General features: G+C 62.5%; 19 protein-coding genes and 2 tRNA genes. 13 read left to right on the forward strand and 8 right to left on the reverse strand.

Annotated elements, in window-relative coordinates:
* The first annotated feature begins 226 nt into the window (after positions 1–226).
* The 3 genes from ACSC1R_RS00005 to ACSC1R_RS00015 all read left to right on the forward strand — a co-directional run bounded on the left by ACSC1R_RS00005 (position 227) and on the right by ACSC1R_RS00015 (position 2,150).
* Positions 227–1,117 carry a bifunctional methylenetetrahydrofolate dehydrogenase/methenyltetrahydrofolate cyclohydrolase gene (locus tag ACSC1R_RS00005; RefSeq protein ID WP_439027023.1) on the forward strand — a complete coding sequence of 297 codons (891 nt, stop codon included), beginning with the start codon at positions 227–229 and terminating at the stop codon, positions 1,115–1,117.
* Positions 1,118–1,209: 92 nt separating this feature from the next.
* Positions 1,210–1,659, forward strand: a complete 450-nt coding sequence (locus tag ACSC1R_RS00010) for an SRPBCC family protein (RefSeq protein WP_439027024.1) — start codon at positions 1,210–1,212, stop codon at positions 1,657–1,659.
* A complete protein-coding gene (locus tag ACSC1R_RS00015) occupies positions 1,656–2,150 on the forward strand; it encodes a YrdB family protein (protein ID WP_439027025.1) in 495 nt (164 codons plus the stop codon). The genes ACSC1R_RS00010 and ACSC1R_RS00015 overlap by 4 nt, the downstream gene beginning before the upstream one ends.
* 1 nt (position 2,151) lies before the next feature.
* On the opposite strand, the gene ACSC1R_RS00020 is transcribed toward ACSC1R_RS00015, so the two are convergent.
* Positions 2,152–2,877 (reverse strand): DUF7117 family protein, encoded by a 726-nt coding sequence (locus tag ACSC1R_RS00020; protein ID WP_439027026.1) that lies wholly within the window; start codon positions 2,875–2,877, stop codon positions 2,152–2,154.
* Between the two features lie 224 nt (positions 2,878–3,101).
* Here ACSC1R_RS00020 and ACSC1R_RS00025 point away from each other — a divergent pair, with 224 nt between their 5' ends.
* From ACSC1R_RS00025 to thyX, 3 genes are all read left to right on the forward strand, one after another.
* On the forward strand, positions 3,102–3,542 hold the full coding sequence (locus ACSC1R_RS00025; RefSeq protein ID WP_439027027.1) for a DUF7528 family protein: 441 nt from the start codon (positions 3,102–3,104) through the stop codon (positions 3,540–3,542).
* 128 nt (positions 3,543–3,670) lie between these two features.
* On the forward strand, positions 3,671–4,582 hold the full coding sequence (locus ACSC1R_RS00030) for a DUF1028 domain-containing protein (RefSeq protein ID WP_439027028.1): 912 nt from the start codon (positions 3,671–3,673) through the stop codon (positions 4,580–4,582).
* A gap of 101 nt (positions 4,583–4,683) precedes the next feature.
* A complete protein-coding gene (gene thyX / locus ACSC1R_RS00035) occupies positions 4,684–5,427 on the forward strand; it encodes an FAD-dependent thymidylate synthase (protein ID WP_439027029.1) in 744 nt (247 codons plus the stop codon).
* A 573-nt stretch (positions 5,428–6,000) separates the two neighbouring features.
* Here thyX and ACSC1R_RS00040 read toward each other — a convergent pair.
* A complete protein-coding gene (locus ACSC1R_RS00040) occupies positions 6,001–6,363 on the reverse strand; it encodes a winged helix-turn-helix transcriptional regulator (RefSeq protein WP_439027030.1) in 363 nt (120 codons plus the stop codon).
* A gap of 517 nt (positions 6,364–6,880) precedes the next feature.
* Here ACSC1R_RS00040 and ACSC1R_RS00045 point away from each other — a divergent pair.
* The 4 genes from ACSC1R_RS00045 (at position 6,881) to ACSC1R_RS00060 (ending at position 10,990) form a co-directional block, all read left to right on the forward strand.
* Positions 6,881–8,092 (forward strand): amidohydrolase family protein, encoded by a 1,212-nt coding sequence (locus ACSC1R_RS00045; protein ID WP_439027031.1) that lies wholly within the window; start codon positions 6,881–6,883, stop codon positions 8,090–8,092.
* Positions 8,093–8,126: 34 nt separating this feature from the next.
* Positions 8,127–9,374 carry a DUF7343 domain-containing protein gene (locus tag ACSC1R_RS00050; protein ID WP_439027032.1) on the forward strand — a complete coding sequence of 416 codons (1,248 nt, stop codon included), beginning with the start codon at positions 8,127–8,129 and terminating at the stop codon, positions 9,372–9,374.
* A 92-nt stretch (positions 9,375–9,466) separates the two neighbouring features.
* Positions 9,467–9,541 (forward strand) — tRNA-Glu (locus ACSC1R_RS00055).
* 381 nt (positions 9,542–9,922) lie between these two features.
* Entirely contained in the window at positions 9,923–10,990 is a 1,068-nt protein-coding gene (locus ACSC1R_RS00060; protein ID WP_439027033.1) for a tyrosine-type recombinase/integrase, read from the forward strand.
* 1,778 nt (positions 10,991–12,768) lie between these two features.
* Here the strand turns inward: ACSC1R_RS00060 and ACSC1R_RS00065 are convergent.
* From ACSC1R_RS00065 to ACSC1R_RS00075, 3 genes are all read right to left on the reverse strand, one after another.
* Positions 12,769–12,990, reverse strand: a complete 222-nt coding sequence (locus ACSC1R_RS00065) for a hypothetical protein (protein ID WP_439027034.1) — start codon at positions 12,988–12,990, stop codon at positions 12,769–12,771.
* A gap of 245 nt (positions 12,991–13,235) precedes the next feature.
* Positions 13,236–13,310, reverse strand: a tRNA-Val gene (locus ACSC1R_RS00070).
* A 53-nt stretch (positions 13,311–13,363) separates the two neighbouring features.
* Complete coding sequence (locus ACSC1R_RS00075) at positions 13,364–13,624, reverse strand: DUF7553 family protein (RefSeq protein ID WP_439027035.1); 261 nt, start codon at positions 13,622–13,624, stop codon at positions 13,364–13,366.
* Between the two features lie 318 nt (positions 13,625–13,942).
* On the opposite strand from ACSC1R_RS00075, the gene ACSC1R_RS00080 reads away from it, so the two are divergent.
* Positions 13,943–14,890: an MBL fold metallo-hydrolase gene (locus ACSC1R_RS00080; protein ID WP_439027036.1), complete on the forward strand. Its 948-nt coding sequence runs from the start codon at positions 13,943–13,945 to the stop codon at positions 14,888–14,890.
* Positions 14,891–14,914: 24 nt separating this feature from the next.
* Here the strand turns inward: ACSC1R_RS00080 and ACSC1R_RS00085 are convergent, their stop codons facing one another.
* Together ACSC1R_RS00085 and ACSC1R_RS00090 are read right to left on the reverse strand one after the other, a co-directional pair.
* A complete protein-coding gene (locus ACSC1R_RS00085; RefSeq protein WP_439027037.1) occupies positions 14,915–15,490 on the reverse strand; it encodes a CAP domain-containing protein in 576 nt (191 codons plus the stop codon).
* A 44-nt stretch (positions 15,491–15,534) separates the two neighbouring features.
* Positions 15,535–16,068 (reverse strand): cob(I)yrinic acid a,c-diamide adenosyltransferase, encoded by a 534-nt coding sequence (locus ACSC1R_RS00090; RefSeq protein WP_439027038.1) that lies wholly within the window; start codon positions 16,066–16,068, stop codon positions 15,535–15,537.
* Between the two features lie 241 nt (positions 16,069–16,309).
* Between ACSC1R_RS00090 and ACSC1R_RS00095 the strand changes: the two genes are divergently transcribed.
* Both ACSC1R_RS00095 and ACSC1R_RS00100 read left to right on the forward strand, forming a co-directional pair.
* Entirely contained in the window at positions 16,310–16,546 is a 237-nt protein-coding gene (locus ACSC1R_RS00095) for a hypothetical protein (protein WP_439027039.1), read from the forward strand.
* Between the two features lie 48 nt (positions 16,547–16,594).
* Positions 16,595–16,762 carry a DUF7838 family putative zinc beta-ribbon protein gene (locus ACSC1R_RS00100; RefSeq protein ID WP_439027040.1) on the forward strand — a complete coding sequence of 56 codons (168 nt, stop codon included), beginning with the start codon at positions 16,595–16,597 and terminating at the stop codon, positions 16,760–16,762.
* Positions 16,763–16,831: 69 nt separating this feature from the next.
* On the opposite strand, the gene ACSC1R_RS00105 is transcribed toward ACSC1R_RS00100, so the two are convergent.
* Positions 16,832–17,518 carry a DsbA family protein gene (locus tag ACSC1R_RS00105; RefSeq protein WP_439027041.1) on the reverse strand — a complete coding sequence of 229 codons (687 nt, stop codon included), beginning with the start codon at positions 17,516–17,518 and terminating at the stop codon, positions 16,832–16,834.
* Between the last annotated feature and the right edge of the window lie 233 nt (positions 17,519–17,751).

A 17,751-nucleotide genomic window follows, 5' to 3' on the forward strand; every position in this document is an offset into this window, starting at 1 on the left:
CCGGGCGACGACTGACCCCCAGTGGTCCCGGGCGACGACTGACCCCCAGTGGTCCCGGGCGACGACTGACCCCCAGTGGTCCCGGGCGACGACTGACCCCCAGTGGTCCCGGGCGACGAGTGCCGGCGGCAGAAGTATGCAAGAATGTGCTGTTTTTCGGACTTTCTGAGGGAGAGATAGGCACGAACCCGAGGGTTGAAGGGGTCGGTCCACCAAGCCGCACGTAATGACCCACGTCATCGACGGCAACGCCGTTGCCGAGGATGTTCGCGCGGACGTCGCAGACGCCATCGACACACTGGAAGCCGAGGGTGTGACCCCCGGGCTCGCGACGGTCCTGATGAGCGACGACGGTGGCTCACAGACGTACGTCTCGATGAAACAGCGCGCCTGTGAGGAGGTCGGTATCGACGGGACGACCGTCGAGATAGACCCCGACGCGCCCGCACAGGAGCTGTACGACACCATCGACGACCTGAACGCGGACCCCGCCATCCACGGTATCCTCGTCCAGATGCCGGTCCCGGACCACGTCGACAAGCGCGAGGTGCTGCGCCGGGTCGACCCGATGAAGGACGTCGACGGGTTCCATCCCGAGAACGTCGGTCGCCTCGTCGCCGGCGAGCCACGGTTCAAGCCCTGCACGCCCCACGGCATCCAGAAACTGCTCGCCTCGGCCGACGTGGACGTCGAGGGCAAGGACGTGGTCGTCATGGGTCGCTCCGAGATCGTCGGGAAGCCGATGGCGAACCTGCTCATCCAGAAGGCCGAGGGCGGGAACGCGACCGTGACGGTGTGTCACTCGCGCACGCAGAACCTCGAAGAGAAGACCCGGAACGCGGACATCGTCATCGCCGCGGTCGGTGTGCCGGAACTGCTCACGGGTGACATGCTCTCCGAGGGCGTGGTCGTCATCGACGTTGGGACGAATCGCGTCGACGCCGACAACGAGAAGGGGTACACGCTCACCGGCGACGTGGACTTCGAGAGCGCGAAAGAGAAAGCGTCGGTCATCTCCCCCTCGCCCGGCGGCGTCGGCCCGATGACCATCGCGATGTTGCTGTACAACACGGTCCGGGCGGCGAGCCTGGAGTCGGGCATCGACGTCGAACTGTAGTCTGACAGACACGATATTTCGGCAGCCCTCCGACACTCAGTAGCCAGCAATTATCACACAACATTCATCTTCTCGCCGTGCGTCGTGTGTGTATGAATCCACTCGTCACGACCATCGACATCGACGCGCCGGCAGCGACCGTCTGGCAGGTGCTGACCGACTTCGAGCGCTACCCCGAGTGGAACCGACACTCGCTCGTATCGGGGACCCTCGCCGAGGGCGAACGTCTCCGCGTGGCACCCGGCCCGGACGCCGGTCGAATGCCGACGTTCACGCCGACCGTCGTCGAAGTCGACGAGGGGCGCGAGTTCGCGTGGGTCGGCCACCTGTTCGTCCGCGGGCTGTTCGACGGTGAGCACCGCTTCCGGGTCGAGGACATCGGTGACGGTCGCTCACGGCTCACCCAGTCGGAGTCGTTCTCCGGCGTGCTGGCGGGTCTCGTCCTCCGGTTCTTCGGTGACCAGACCCGCCAGAACTTCGAGGGCGTGAACACGGCGGTGAAGACCAGAGCCGAGGCCCTCGCCACGGCGGCCACCGTATGATGGCGAGAACCACGTCCGGGTCGGTGCAGTCGACACGAGTCGACACTGAACAGGTCGAAACCGGGCGAATCGAAGCTGGACGAATCGAAACCGGGCGACACGGCGCTGGTGACGGCCGCGACGACTCCCGCGACATCGGTGACCTCGGAGTGCTCGCAGTCGTCGTCCTCGCGAGTCGGTTCCTGCTGGAGCTGGGTGTGCTCGTCGCGCTCGGCTACTGGGGGTTCCGCGCCGGCGACGGCTCGCTGGTCCGGTACGGTCTCGCCCTCGGCCTGCCGCTGCTCGCCGCAGTCGTCTGGGGTCTGTTCGTCTCGCCGAAGGCGCGCGTCCCGCTTCGCGGTCTGTCACGGCTGTCGGTCGAACTGGCCGTGTTCGGGGGCGGTTCCCTCGCGCTGTACGCCGCGGGCTTTCCGGCGCTGGCGGTCGCGTTCGCGGTCGTCGCCGTCGTAAACCGCGCGCTCGTCGCACGCTTCTCGCTGGAGGCCTACTGAGTCAGTCGCCGCCGAGCGCCGACACCCTGTTCTGTGCCTGTACCAGCGCCGCCTCGTCCCCGTCGCGGAGGTAGCGCGCGACCTCCCGAACTGCGGCGACGAGTCGCTCGACGTCGCGGGGTGGGACGTCACCCTCCAGCGCCCGGATGCGCTTTGCGTGCTCCTCGATGGACGCCAGCACCTCGGTCGCGGGCCGGTCGACCGCGACGTCGTTCGCGTCGGCCCAGTCCCGCAACTCGCGCCGGTACTCCCGGACCGACTCCGCGTACGCGAGCCCGCGAGCTTCCCGGAGGGACGCGGGAACCTCGTCGGGCGCAGGTCGGTCAGCCCCGTCGCCGCGCAACAGCGACAGCAGGTAGAACTCCTCGTCGTCGTCGCGGCCGAGCGACCGACCGACCAGGTCCGCGACGTGGAGTAGTTCGCCCGCGACGAGGTAGGCATCCGGGAGGTCCTGTAACTCGCCGGCGTGGACGAACCCGTACTTGCGCCGGAACTCCCGGCAGGTCGATTTGACCGTCGCCAGCGCCTCGTCCTCGGGTACCTCGTCGAGCTGTGAGACCGCCTCGGTGAGGTCCAGTTCGACCGAGGTCGCCGTGTGGAGCTTCCGGTCGTCGTCGACGCCGACGCTGTGGAGGCTCTCACACTCCGGGCAGGCGACGCTCCCGGTGTCGTAGTACGACCACCGCGTCCCGCAGTTCTTGCACTCGCGCTCGCCGCGTATCTCCATGGCCACGGGTACGGCTGGGTCCGTGAAATGACCGACGGTCGGCGGAGGCGGTCCGACACCCGGACCTGTACGACCACCACGTTTAACCATGGCACGGTCGTACGAACGAGTACCGATGTCTACACAGACGCCGGAGGATAGAGGAAGTCGCCTCGACGCGGCTGATCGAGAAATTCTCCACCGACGAGCCTGAACTCACGGTCACGGCCGATAGCAACGGACTGTTGCTCGCTGTCGGCGACGAGACGTACGAACTGACCCGCGAAGACGCCCTGGAGCTCCGCGACCAGCTGGCCGACGCGGTGACACAGACACACGAGTTCGTCCACACGACCTGCACCCACCGCGAAGACGGCAGCTACGTGGTCGAACGCCGCGGCGCGAACTCCGCCGGGCACCGGAAGGTGTTCGACTCCTTCGAGGCGTGCGAGCGCCTGTACAGCCGACTCCCGGACGAGTTCACCGCCGCGGAGGTCGGCCGGACCGGCCTCACGGGCGGCCGCCGGCACATGCTGGTCTGGCACTACGCCGAGCATCCCGGATTCGACTGTGACCTCGTCTCGCGCCAGCCACTGACGGTGGCGAAGCGGGCGACGGACGCGACCGAGTCCGGGTCCACGGACGCCCGGACGGGGACGCCGCTGGAGGTGTCACCCGCGGACTGAGCGCCTGCGGGTCGTCCCGTCCGCCGTCACGTCCGCACTGCCGCGGGCCGTAGGCTTTTGCCGACCCCTGCCGAGGTGTCGGATATGTACCTGCACGGTTCGAGTGACACACACGCGGGTGGTCGCGAATGACCTTCTCCATCGTCGCACGCGACCCCGACTCCGACGCGGTCGGCGTCGCCGTCCAGTCGAAGTTCATCAGCGTCGGCTCCGTCGTCCCCTTCGTCAGCGCAGACGCCGGCGCTATCGCGACCCAGAGCTTCGCGAACGTCGCCTACGGCCCCGACGGGCTCGACCTGCTTCGGCGCGGGAAGACCGCCGAGGAGGTCATCGACGAACTCACCGCGGCCGACCCCGAAGCCCCGCGCCGCCAGGTCGGCGTGGTCGGGCAGGACGGCTCGGTCGACGCCTTCACCGGCGAGGAGTGCTTCGACGTCTGCGGCGACCTCCAGGGCGAACACTACAGCGTTCAGGGGAACATCCTCGAGAACGAGGAGACGCTCACCGCGATGGCCGACACCTTCGAGTCGACCGAGGGCGGCCTCCCCGAGAAGCTCATCGCGGCACTGCACGCCGGCAACGACGCCGGCGGCGACTCCCGCGGCGAGCAGTCCGCCGCGCTGTACATCGCGAAACCCGAGGGCGGCTACGACGGCGGGAACGACCGCTGGGTCGACGTGCGCGTCGACGACCACGAACACCCCATCGACGAACTCGAACGGGTGTTCCGCCTGTACGACATCACGCTGCTGGCACGCGAGGAACCGGCGGAGACCCGTGACCTGGCGGGTGACGTGGCCCGCGAAGTCTGTGCGACGCTCTCCGAACTCGGCTTTTACGACGGCGACGTGGGTGAGGCGTTCGGCGAGGACGAACGCGAGGCACTGGAGGCGTTCCGCGGCATGAACAACTTCGAGAACCACGACCTCACCGTACTGGAGGACGCGCTGGCGCGCGGCTGGGACGAGGCGTCCGGCGACGGGGAGCAGAGGATGGTCGACGCCATCTGGCACGGCCTGCAGCGTCTGGAGCGGAAGTAAGCGGCCCGGGCGGTCGGTCTCTTCTCGCCGCCGGTTCGACGGCGACCACGACCAGATAGATTATACACCAGCAACGTGAGGACGCATCCAACGAGGCACTCATGAAGGTCCAACTACTCGAAGCCACCGAGAACCCGGAAGAACTCATCTGCAAGGCGGCGCGAAACGACTACTACAGCGACTTCGTCGGCGAGGACGACTTCGAGACGGTGATGGCGGGCATCGACGGCGACACGATGCAGGAGAAACAGGAGACGCTCATCGGCCACCTCCTGAGTCACGGTCACTACGGCCCGTTCGAGCACGTCCAGGCGACGTTCGCGGTGAAGGGCATCAGCCGCTCCTGTATGGCCCAGATTACGCGCCACCGCCACGTCAGCTTCGACGTGCAGTCGATGCGCTACGTGTCGTTCGACGATATCGACCCCGAGGACGTGCGTGAGGGCGCACTGGTCGTGACGCCACCGTCGGCATCGGACCCGAACTGGGTCGGCCGGAACCAGAAGACCGGCGCGGTCGACGAGGAGGTCGTCGCCGAGCGCGAGGAGGTGTTCCGCGAGTCGGTCACCCGGAGCGTCGAGGAGTACCAGCGCCTGCTCGACCTCGGGATGCCGCCGGAGGACGCGCGGTTCGTCCTGCCCATCGGCACGAAGGTCAACATGGTGATGTCGATGAACGCGCGGATGCTGATGCACGTCGCGGACATGCGCGCCGCGGCCGACGCACAGTGGGAGATTCGCGAGATGACCGAGGCGGTCCTCGACCTCGCGGCCGAGTGGTGCCCCATCACGTTCGAGTACTACGAGGAGAACATGCGCAACCGGAAGAACCGGCTCGCGCCCTGACCCCGTCGACTCCCGACCTGCTGGTCCCTGTACTGCTCGTTTGCCGTCCCTGCTCTCACTCCCGACCGGCAGTGACTGCCGGATGCTGGTGTTCAACCGCGACCATCCGCGAGCGCCATCGCTGATTCGGTACCGGGCATGGCCGTGAACGTTCCAGAACGATGCGGCATAACCGGAGATTAGAGCTGTTCTAACGGCCGATTCCGTCGCGAACTCGAAATGCTACCAGATAACAAGGCCCGATTACTAATGAGGAGGGGAGCTGAATACTCAGCCGAGATGGGGGTTATCTGGGGAGAACTCGTCGAGGCGGTCGCGGGGCTTCACCCGCGGGTCCGCCGCCGGAGGGAAACGTATCGAGAGATGGCAGCGGTCATCGAAGACCAGGACGTCCCGGCGCGGTCGTTCCGCTGCGACAGCTGTAGTCGTGTACAGTCCCGACACGCGGCATCGGCACTCGTCGCGGGCAGCGACGGACAGGACGCGACGCCCGGCGTCTGGTGCGTGACCTGCGTCGAAAAGACCGGACGCGACCGGAACCGAGCACGAACGGTAGTCGGCGTCGAACCGTAATCAGTTCTCGTCGTCGCTCTCGTCGTCTTCGTCGCCACCGCGAACGAGCTGTCCCTGGGGCTGGGAACCAGCCTGTGGGTCGCTAGCGTGGGGGCCCTCGATGAGCGACCCGAAGTCGTCGACCTCGTCGTACTGGTCCTGGTACATCAGGGCGATCTTGCCCTTCTTGGTGATCTCGTAGAGACCGGACCGGTCCGCCGGGCCGATCTTCTCGACGAGTTTGTAGTCCGCGAGGACCGGCAGTCGACTGTTGATGTTCTTGCGACTCTTGCCCGTGTGGTGGGCGAGGTTGGTCGCGACGTTTCTGCCCTGTGCTTGCAGCGCTTCGAGTATCAGGAAATCGGTTGGTTGGCGTAGTCTCACTGTTACACACTCCCGGCTGAGCCGTTGTATATAGTACTTGAGCGCTCCTTTTATTTCTATCTAATGGCAATTTCACGGTTCGATGGCCATTAGTAATTTGCACCGGTGATTTTATAATGGTCGCTCCACAAGGGTGGTGTAGGGTGTGACGGCAGCACCAACTCTGGTTGCCGACACCCTGACTGGACGACCCCCACCCACCCCCCCATCACCGATCCGTCAGAGGCACACACCCACCCGACCCCGAACCACCCACACAATCCAGACCACCCGAACCACCACACCAACCCGCACCAACCCATGCGACGGTTGGCCCGACCGTGTGAGTCGTCATCCTGCACAGGTCGGTTTTTTCGTGTCACCCCTCGAATCGACCAGTCGTGACTACATCGTTGCGTCTACCCTGGACCGCAGTTGCTCGTTCTGACGACCGCCGACGCGTGGCCGATGCCTCGCGCGTCGCCGAGGCCCTCCACGGTACCGAACCATCGGCCGACCGTGACCGACAGGAGGCACGATGACGACGCACGTCTTCCGTGGCGGCACCGTCGTCGATACCGACGGCGTGCGTGACGCAACCGTCGTGGTCGACGACGGGCGTATCATCCAGGTCGACCCTGTCGACACCGACGCCAGTGTCGGTGACGACGGAAACGACGACGGCGTCGACACGGCCGACGCCACCGTCCACCACCTCGACGGCGCGTATCTCGCACCCGGTCTCGTGGACGCACACGTCCACCTGATGATGGACGCCGGCCCAGACCCCTCGGCGAACGTCGACGCGTCGACGGCCACCCTCACGTACCAGGCCACGCGCAACCTCCGCGACGCAGTCACCGCGGGCGTCACGACCGTCAGAGACCTCGGCGCACCCGACGACATCGCACTCGACGCCCGGCAGGCAGTCGAGGACGGCGTCATCGCGGGCCCACGCGTCCACGCGTGCGGGCAAAACGTCGTCATGACCGGCGGCCACGGTCACTGGTTCGGTCGCGAGGCCGACGGGTCCACAGAGGTTCGAAAGGCCGTCCGCGAGCAGCTCAAAGCCGACGCTGACGTGGTGAAGTGCATGGCGACGGGGGGCGTCCTCACAAAAGGTGCCCAGACCGGCGCGCCGGAACTCACCCCGGGCGAGCTCACCACACTCGTCGACGCGGCGAGCGCGAAGGGCGTCCCCACCGCCGCCCACGCCCACGGAACACAGGGTATCGAGAACGCGGTCGCCGCCGGCATCACCAGTATCGAACACGGCACCTACATGGACGAACACGCCGCCGAGGCCATGGCCGAGGCAGGTACCTACTGGGTCCCCACCGCGAGCGCGGTCCACGGCATCGTCGACAACGCCGACCAGGGAACCATCCCCGAGTGGGCGGTCGAGAAGGGCGAACACGCCCTCGACGCCTTCGAGGACGCCTTCGAGCACGCACTCGCTGCCGGCGTTACGGTCGCGATGGGCACCGACGCAGGGACGCCCTACAACGAGTTCACCGACATCCCCCACGAACTCGAACTCCTCGTAACGTACGGGCTGACCCCGAAACAGGCACTCGACGCCGCGACCGTGAACGCCGCCGCCCTCCTCGGCGTCGAGACCGGCCGCGTCGCCCCCGGCCTCGCCGCCGACCTCGTCGTCCTCCCGACCGACCCCACCGAAGACGTATCAGCGTGGCGACAGCCCGAACGTGTCATGGCACGCGGCCGTTTCGTCAATCACATGGCCTAGCGTTCTTTACCCCTCCCCGAGAATGGGTGGACGAATGCGTCGGTCATTTGGTGTCGGAACACTCGTCGTCCTCCTCGTGGGCGCGGCCATGCTCGCGGGTACGGGCCCGACCAACGAGGTCGCGAAGGCCCCAACCCCGACCGTGGAAACCCCCCGGGGAGATCTCGCAGGAGCGCAGGAGTTCGACCGCACACAGTTCCAGATTCACGTCTTCGAAAACGGGTCGGCACGCTTCGCCATCCACTACGAACGGAACCTCAACGACTCCGAACGAGCCCAGTTCGAGGAGTTCGCCGACCAGTTCGAGAACAACCAGACCGAACTCTGGAGCGACTTCCAGCGTCGCGCCGACAGTCTCGTCGCTGCCGGACAGAACCAGACCGGTCGAGAGATGACAGCCACGGACTTCGAGCGTCGTGCGACCATCCAGACCGGCTTCAACGACATCGGTATCGTCCAGCTGTCGTTCGTCTGGACCGGTTTCGCTCGCGTCGCGAACGACCGCGTCGTCGTCAGTGACGTCTTCGAAGGTGGCCTCTACATCGGCCCGAGCCAGTCACTCGTCGTCGAGACCGGCCCGAGTCTCGCGTTCGCCTCGGTCACTCCAGAGGGAACCTTCTCCGGTGACTCCCCCGCAACCAGCGACTCCGTGACCTGGCAAGGCGAGAAACAGTTCTCCGACGAACGCCCGCGAGTCGAGTTCGTCCCCAGGAGCGCCGCAGGGACGACGACCTCCGGCGACGGTGAGACGAGCACGGCGGAGGGAAGCGAGACGACCGCCGCCGAGACGACCCCCGGAGCCGACACCAGCGGTGGCGACTTCCCGACCATGCCCGTCCTCCTCGCCGTCGCTCTCGTCGGCGTCGGCAGCGTCGCCGTCTGGTGGCGCACCCGCGACGACGACAGCGGCGACACCGCGGCCACACCACCCACTCCTGACAGCCCGACCGCCCCCGACACGGCCCAGACCACCGACGACGCCGGTCCCCAGACGACCGGCGCAGCGGGCACCGCACCGCCGACACCCGAACCCGCCGTCAGCGACGAGGAACTCCTCACCGACGAAGACCGCGTCCTCACACTCCTCGAAGAACACGGCGGCCGCATGCGCCAGTCCAACATCGTCGACGAAACCGACTGGTCCAAATCCAAAGTCAGCATGCTCCTCTCCGAGATGGAGGACGAAGGCGACATCAGCAAACTCCGTGTCGGCCGCGAGAACATCGTCAGCCTGGCCGGTCACGAACCCGACGCCGCCGGGTCGCCGTTCGACGACGAATAAGAGGGTGCAGGACGGTAAACCGCACCACGGCTCCCTCGAAACGCAAGGGTTTTTAGTATCCCTGCAATACGGATTAATGCGAACGAAGGACTGCTCCGTTGGTGTAGTCCGGCCAATCATCTTGCCCTCTCACGGCAAGGACCAGGGTTCGAATCCCTGACGGAGCACTTTTCCCCAACGCAGACCGACGAGCGACGACCAGTCGTCTCTGTACTGTACCTGCGACAGAAGGATGTGAAGCGAGCAGAGCAACTCGGAGTGAGTGAGTTCGAGAGGAGACGCCGTTGCTAACTGCCAAGCAGGACGGGTTTGTGCCTCACGAGTTGTTCGGCACAAAATTAGTGGGTTGGGGCAGATTTGAACGTTGGTCACTCCGCTCACTACGTTCGCTTCGCTCCCGAGTTCAAACTGCCAAACAGAACGAATTTGCGCCTCACGGTGTAGTTCGGCGCAAAAGTAGTGGGTTGGGGCAGATTTGAACTGCCGACCTACCCGCGCCGTCCAGCGGTTACGGTACTCAAGATACCGTAGGACGGGCGCGGAACCGAGTGGTGAAGTACACGGTCATACCCCGCTGTACCACACCGGGCGTTACGGCTTCAGAAAACACCATGAGCCGACAGATGAAGCCCGAACGCGCAGTAGAACGGTATCTGAAAGAGCGGAAGCCCGAAGTCTCGGAGTCAACCCACTACAATCACGCCTGTACCCTCAACGCCTTCCTTGAGTTCTGCGAGGTTGAAGAACTGGACAACATCTGCGACGTTGATGGATTCCACGTCCACGACTTCAAGATATACCGACGCGAGGTCGGAGGAATCAACGAGGTCACGCTCTACAAGAATATGTGTACCCTCCGAGTGTTCCTCAAGTGGTGTCAGTCCATGGATTTGGTGAACTCGGGGTTAGTCCAGAACATGATTCTCCCCGAGCCGGGAGACGACACGCGAGACACCAAACTCGATGCTGAACGCGCCGACCAGATTCTGAACTATCTGGAGAAGTTCGAGTACGCAACGCTACGTCACGCGCTGTTCGCTCTCCTGTGGGATACCGGCTTCCGAATTGGGACAGTCCGTGCCATCGACCTCGACGACTACCACTCGGAAGAACAGTACGTGGAGATACACCATCGACCGGAGGAAGACACCCCGTTGAAGAACGGAACTCGCGCCGAGCGGGAAGTCAACCTCCATTCGTGGGTGTGCGAAATCCTTGACGACTACATCCTGATTCATCGCAATGACGTGACCGACGATTACGACCGCGAGCCGATGTTCCCCTCTACGCAAGGGCGAACTGTCCGGTCGAACCTCCGGATGCACATCAACCGCGTCACTCGTCCGTGTCACACTACGGGTGAGTGTCCACATGGACGCGAGCAGTCGGAGTGTGAAGCCGTCCAAGAGTATGACCTCGCATCCAAGTGTCCATCATCCGTCTCACCGCACCCGATACGACGCGGAGCAATCACCCATTGGCTCAACGAAGGTCACGGGAAGGAACTGCTCTCCGACCGGATGAACGTCTCTGTGAAGACGTTGGAGAAACACTACGACGCTCGAACGGAGAGAGAAAAGCGGGAATTGCGACGACGGGAGTTCGGGATGGAATAAGGATTTAGCAAACACATCCCGTGCCAATACCCCCGGGGTATGACCGTCCAAAACACCTCTCTATTTCTTTGAACTAGCATCGTCACCAAAGCGTTGTCGTGCGAATTTCGGTATCTATTTGCGACTGCTCCACGTCTTTAGAGTGAAGACTTCTCAGGGAACCTCAACCAGTTAGCCTCGGCTACGGTTCACTGCATCGAGGCCCGAGATTACTGATTACTATGTCGGCTACAACTACTACTGGCGAGACTGGAGTACAGTCAAAGACTACTACACCTTCCTCCTTCGTGGACTGGCGAACATTGAACGAACCGGGGCCTTCTAAAGAAGACGAGCAAAAGGCACGAGAGAGAACGCTTGAAATTGGGAACCGCACGGAAATTCACTGGAGGAAAGAGGGCGTGAAAAACAAGGCGGACTACAAACGGCTTGACCACCACAACCGAGACTGTCATTGGGAATATCGAGACGACGTTGACGTATACAGAGATGTTGATAACCAGTTCAAACGCGAATCACTACTTGCGTTGGCTGGACAGCTCGGCCTCTGTTCGATTCAACGGCGTATGGCTCTCGATCGGCTATTCAGCCTTGACCTCCAGAAGTTCGGTATGCGTTCTGATGTGGTTGCATTTTGTATCTGTGGGTTGGTGCTGAAGCAAGAAGCGGAACAGTATGGAGATGCGACACCATATCACCCCGCTCGTAGCTCTGAGAACAATCCTCCACCATTCGCACGGGTAGAGTCTGAACTCATCGGGGCGCAGGGTCGTACCACGAAGAACTACATCCAGAAAGTGTGGGGCAAACTCACTCAGGGCAATCCACCGACTCGAAGTGACGACGAGTGGAAGCCATTTGTTCGCTCACACTCTGATATTCAGAACCATCCTTCGCACCGACCCATATGGGCCTGAAGAATAACAGGAGCATCCCCACCCCGTATATAAACGCCTGCACAGTAGTTAGGGTAGAACGGTCTTGGAGAGGTGAGTCGTTGTCTACTGTACTTTCTCAGTGTCCTACAGCATCGAGGGGCTTTCTAACAGAATATGTAGGTGGCGTTTTAGTTCTCCATTCATCAGACAAACTAATTCTGCCGCACGAAATGACCACCTTCTTCTACGAGTGTTTTTTGAATAGACTCATTCATCGAGCAGTATGTTTCTCACCCCTCGATGCACCAAGCCACTCTATGATTGGGCAAGATAGTTGTCAGGGTAGCCTCCATACTGCCTGTTTTCGAAGATTCAAAGCACTTCTAAATCGACTAGAGGTCGAACTCCCTTTCAGAGCCGACTAAGTTGACCTATCGCCCACATAACCATCGCTAATGTGACGACGGCGAGGCCAAGACCAATTACTCCGCCAGCGGCGTCAACCGTTCTGATTGTTGTGCCCATGACGTTGTAGGCGGGATCGAGTACTCCTCTTCCCATCAAAACCAATGCGAAACCTCCGATACCGATAAGTAGCGCCCAACTTGGGACGCCACCTATTCCGCCACTACTTGCCATATGATTGCAATGTAACGCCACCCACACATTAATGCTCCTCAACCAGAGTGAATGTGAATTGTTGGAAGTGGATGAGATGTTGTAAGGATAACCGACGGTGTCAAAATCCAAATTTTGACTGAATATTTCGCAGACGGAGTTACAAAATGCGCGCTTTCATACACCAGTCAATGTTCTAACCGGGTGCTTTGATTCATCGAGCCGGTGTTCTTTCCCGCTCGATGTGATAGTATCCTGCTTTTGATTACACAGGATCACGCCTCAGAAATTCTCTACAGCGGCGATGAATGGCCCTCCGATGACTGCCGCCCCTATCACCAATATGAATGCAAATAGGGTCGGGTGAGCCGTTGCGAAACCTACCCACCCCGGAGTTAGTCCGGCTTCGAGATTCCCGCCCATTATGGTCATTGCAGTATCGTAGGCGAATAGTATTGCGAGGACTCCAAACCCTGCTTGGATATATCTCAATGCCTGTGACATAGTTTGTAATACTATTTGACAACTTAAGAGTCTTTCTCTGAATTACTAATTTCACATCAGATAGAGCATTTTCTGGTTGTCAGGGGAAACATTCTAGGTACTACCCCAACTACTCCAAGACGAAGCCTACCACATCTGGTGATTTGGACAGCACCGACCGCTCACTTGATGAGTCGTGATAGGGGTAGAACAGCACCACCGCTACGTCTTGCGGTTAACTACTCTCCACGAAGGAACTGAGTGGATGGGTTGGGGCAGATTTGAACTGCCGACTTCCTCCGTGTGAAGGAGGTGTCATAACCGGACTAGACCACCAACCCGGGTACGCACTCTCGGCTACCCGGTTGTGAAACTTAAGAGTTGCTTTCCGCGATTACGCTTCCTGCTTGCGGTAGCCTTCGAGCTTCTTGCGGGCTTCGCGGACGTTCTCTTTGACCTTGCCCTCCGCTTTCTTTTCGTAGCTCTTCAGGTCCTTCTGGAACTTCTCGACGCGCGAGGGTTCGGGTTCGGCCTCCTTGCCGCGGAGTTCGTCGAACCGCTGCTGGATGGTCTCGAACTCCTCTTTGGCTCCCTCTTTGGTGTGCTCGCCGGCTCGCTTGAGGTAGTACTGGGCGTCTTTAAAATGCTTGTTCATACACATCAATAGGCATGATAAGAGTTTAACCCTTTCCCCTCCGGGGGTCGATTTCACGTCGACTACGCTACACTAGTCGCCAGTTTCTTTTAGGCTGGCCAAAACCACAGCCTTTTTCTAATTGTTAGGCGCACCTAAAACCACGGCCGGTGCCACACTCCCATAGCGAGCCAGACTCGGTGCGTCGATGAAGGTGCGACGTGCCGCCGACTACCGTGGGCATCACCCGGTAGGTCCCTGTCCTGCTTCTCACCGGCCGCTCCGTTTCGACAGCCGCCATGCCAAGAGTTTACCAGACGGCGGTCCGACTGGACGGGTATGTTCGAGCGGTTCGCTATCCCGACGCCGTTTCAGGTCGGTCCGGTCAACGCCTATCTCGCAGGTCGGACACTGGTCGACCCCGGGCCAGACAGTGAAGAAGCCTGGTCGACACTGCTGTCCGGGCTGGAGACGCGGGAGCTCGGCCCCGAAGATATCGAGCGGGTACTCATCACCCACCCACACCCCGACCACTTCGGGCTCGCACAGCGGTTTCGCGACCTCGGCGCGGACGTGTACGCCAGCGAGCAGTGTGCCGACATCATCGCGGACTTCGAGGGTCGCTGGGAGTACGAGCGCGAGTTCTTCGTCGACTTCTTCGAGCGCAACGGGATGGCCGAATCGACGGCGGAGTCGGTGACCGACCTCCCAGAGGTGTTCCTGCGGTACGGGCCGGACGTCGAGACGGACACCGTCATCGGAGACGGAGACGACATGACCGTCGACGACACTCTGGTCGAGGTGGCGAGCGTCCAGGGACACGCCGCGGGCGAGCTGACGTTCTCCTACGAGGACGGTGACGACTACGTGGGCGTGGTCGGCGACAACGTCCTCCCCGACATCACGCCGAACCCGTTCCTCCAGCCGCCACCGGAGCCCGGTGCCGAGCGACCGCGGGTCCTCCCGCGCTACAACGAGGCGCTCGCCCGACAGCGTGACGCGGGCTACGACCGCCTCTTGCCGGGCCATCGCGACACGATAACGGACCCGGCAGGACGAATCGCGGAGATACTCGACGCTCACGAAGCGCGGACACAGGCCGTCGCCGAACTGGTCGAGGAGCCGACGACGGCGGTCGACGTGATGCACGGGCTGTTCGACGACCTCCCGGTCACAGAGCAGTTCTCGGGGATGAGCGAAGCGGTCGGCCACCTGGACGTCCTCGAAGCGCGCGACGAAGTCACGCGTCGTGAGCGTGGCGGCATGCTCGTGTACGAGCGGGCCTGACGAACGACGCCCGACAGAAGACGCTCAGCAGAAGTTCTGCGTGACGTACACGGAGGTGTTCCCGGACGTCTCGTCGACGTCGACGACCACACCGATGCCCTCACGGAACCAGTAGTCCGAGAGGAGGTTCTCGCGGTGACCCGTCGAGTTCATCCAGCCGGCGACTGCACGCTCGGCGATGTCGTCGTCGGTGTAGGCCACACCCGTGAACGAGACGTAGAAGACGTTCTCGCCGCCGTAGACGACGTTCTCACCGTCGACCCTGATGCGGCAATCGTACCGGAACTGGTCGTACCGGTTCAGGACGGTCTCACCCGTCGGTGCGACGTGGCCGACGTAGTCATTCGTGGCCATATCCGTGCTGTGATAGCGACTGACTTCGGCCAGTGACTCGTCGAACACCAGGGGTCTGAGGCCCTGTTCCACTCGCACCTCGTTCACCTGTGCGTGTATCGCCGCTTCGATGACCGAGTCGTCGAGGTCCGCAGGTGGGGCTTCCGGCGGGCCGAACTGGGCCTCCACCGGGACGAGCGAGGGATTCAACGCCAGAACGAGGGCGCCGAGAGACAGGACGAGCAGGAGTCTGGCCAGTGAACTCACGAGAGAACGGAGGTGTTCACGCCGAATAAGCGCGCGCTGGGCCCTCAGTAAGTCGGATTCTCCTCGGGAACACCGTCACGCTTGTTCACGACACGAGCCCAGACGAACAGCCCGTCGGAGAGTCGGTTCAGGTACTGAATCGCTTCCTCGTTGACCGGGTCGTTCGCGGCCATCGCGACCGCCCGCCGCTCTGCCCGTCGACAGACGGCGCGGGCGTGGTGGAGCTTCGACCCTTTCGCCGAACCGGTCGGGAGGATGAACGACGTGAGCGGGTCGAGCTCGTCGTCGTACTCGTCGATCCAGTCCTCGACCTGGTCGACGTGGGACTCCTCGATGACCGGGTCGTCCTCGTCGGGGTCGGGGTTCGCGAAGTCCGCCTGGACGATGTGGAGGTGGTTCTGGACGCCTTCGAGTTTCTCGTCGATGTCGTCGTGACCGGTCGGGCGGACCGTCCCGATGAGCGCGTTCAACTCGTCGACGGTCCCGTAGGCTTCGATTCGCGGACTGGTCTTGGCGACGCGAGACATGTCTCGGAGGTCGGTCATCCCGTCGTCACCACGACCGGTGTATATCTTCATATCCGGTGTTTCGACCGCCGGCCACTTAACTTGGCTCGCGCCGGAACCGGTTGCCCGGGACTCGTCCAGACAGGGTGAGAGCGGCGCACCGATTTCGTATCGTGAAATGCAGTTTACTGGCAGCCACTGGCCGTCTCGGGCGTGTCATCGCGGTAGACTCACCAGGTCGACCGGCACGCACGGAGTTCGTCTGCCGAACGTCTGACGTAAATTAATATGCGTGGCAATAACAAACAACGCTATGGCACTCCCGAACACCCGTGTCGCACCCGAGGAGGTTCTGGCGTCGTCCGCAGCGGACACCCCCGAGAAGGTAATCGCACTCGCAGAGTGTGACGACGACCAGCGACCGGAGCCCATCGGTTCGGACGTGTTCGAGGCGTTCGTCACCGAGACCGTCGACGACGACCCGTCCCGCAGGGAACCCGAGGCTCCCGACGACGTTCAGGACCTCGACCTCGACGAGCTCTTCCGATAGCAGGCGTGGACCGAATCGATAAAGTTCCACGCCCACGGAGCGCTGGGTATGAGCCTGGAAATGGAGCACTACTGCCCCGATTGTGAGGGTGACGAGACGTTCTACCGCGCTGCGAGCACAGAGATGCACCTCGGCGAGAAGATAAAGTGGCACTGCACCGAGTGTGATTACGGGTTCGTCAAGATCGACGGAGCCGTCGACACCAGCGAAGCCTGAACAGTCCACTTCTGCCGTCGAACCCCAGGGGTAAGAGTGGCAACACCAGCATCCCGACCGCCGAACTCCTCACTCCAGCGCGGCCTGTAGACCGGTGTCGACGGTGTACCACCACGACTTCTCCGGCACGAGTTCTTCCCCGTTCACGAAGAACGTCGGTGTCCCGCGGACCCCCCGGTCGATGCCGGACTGTCGGTCGGCCTCGACGGTCGGCCGGTGAGCACCGTCTTTCGCGTCCGCGACGACCCGCTTTGCGTCCGCACCCACACGACGGGCGACGTCCTCGATGGTCGCCCAGTTCATGTCGCCCTGTTCTTCGTACGCGCTCTCGGTGAACTCGAAGAACGCGTCCATTCCCTCGTTCGCCTGCACGCTTCGTCCTGCCATCGCCGTGTTCCACGACCACTCGCTCAGCGGGATGGGGAAGTCCCTGTGGATGTAGTAGACATCGCCCGTCGAGAGGTACTTGTCCTCGATCTTCGGCAGCGTCTCCAGGTGGAAGGTACTGCAGTGCCCGCACATGTAGTCGGTGTAGGCTTCGATCGTGACCGGTGCGTTCGCGTTCCCGAGCGCGGGTGACGCGAGGAGCGAGGTCTCGGCCGCCCCGGGTTGCTCGGCCCGCTGCCGGTCGCCTTCCGGACCGTTCGCATCCGCGGGAGTGTCGTTCGTCAGGTAGCCCATACAGCCTGCCAGTGTCGTGACTACCCCGGCACCGATTCCTCCGAGAAGCCATCGTCGCGAAGTCTGCTTCGTCATACCAGAAAAGAGGCTACTTTCTGCGATAAAGGTTACAGCGACGATGTGAGCTATCACCGCGTTGATGCCCGGTCATAAATGCTATACTGCGATAGCAAATCCGCGTTCGATAACAACCCTGCGGCCATCAGAGCAGGACCCTCGACGGCTCACTCAGTCGTCTCGTGATTCAGACGGAGCCGGCGCTGCGCGACGTGTCGTCCCGTAAAACACAGAACAGTCGAAGAGGCCGA

This window comes from Haloarchaeobius ordinarius (genome assembly GCF_051801355.1).
Taxonomy (GTDB): Archaea; Halobacteriota; Halobacteria; order Halobacteriales; family Natrialbaceae; genus Haloarchaeobius.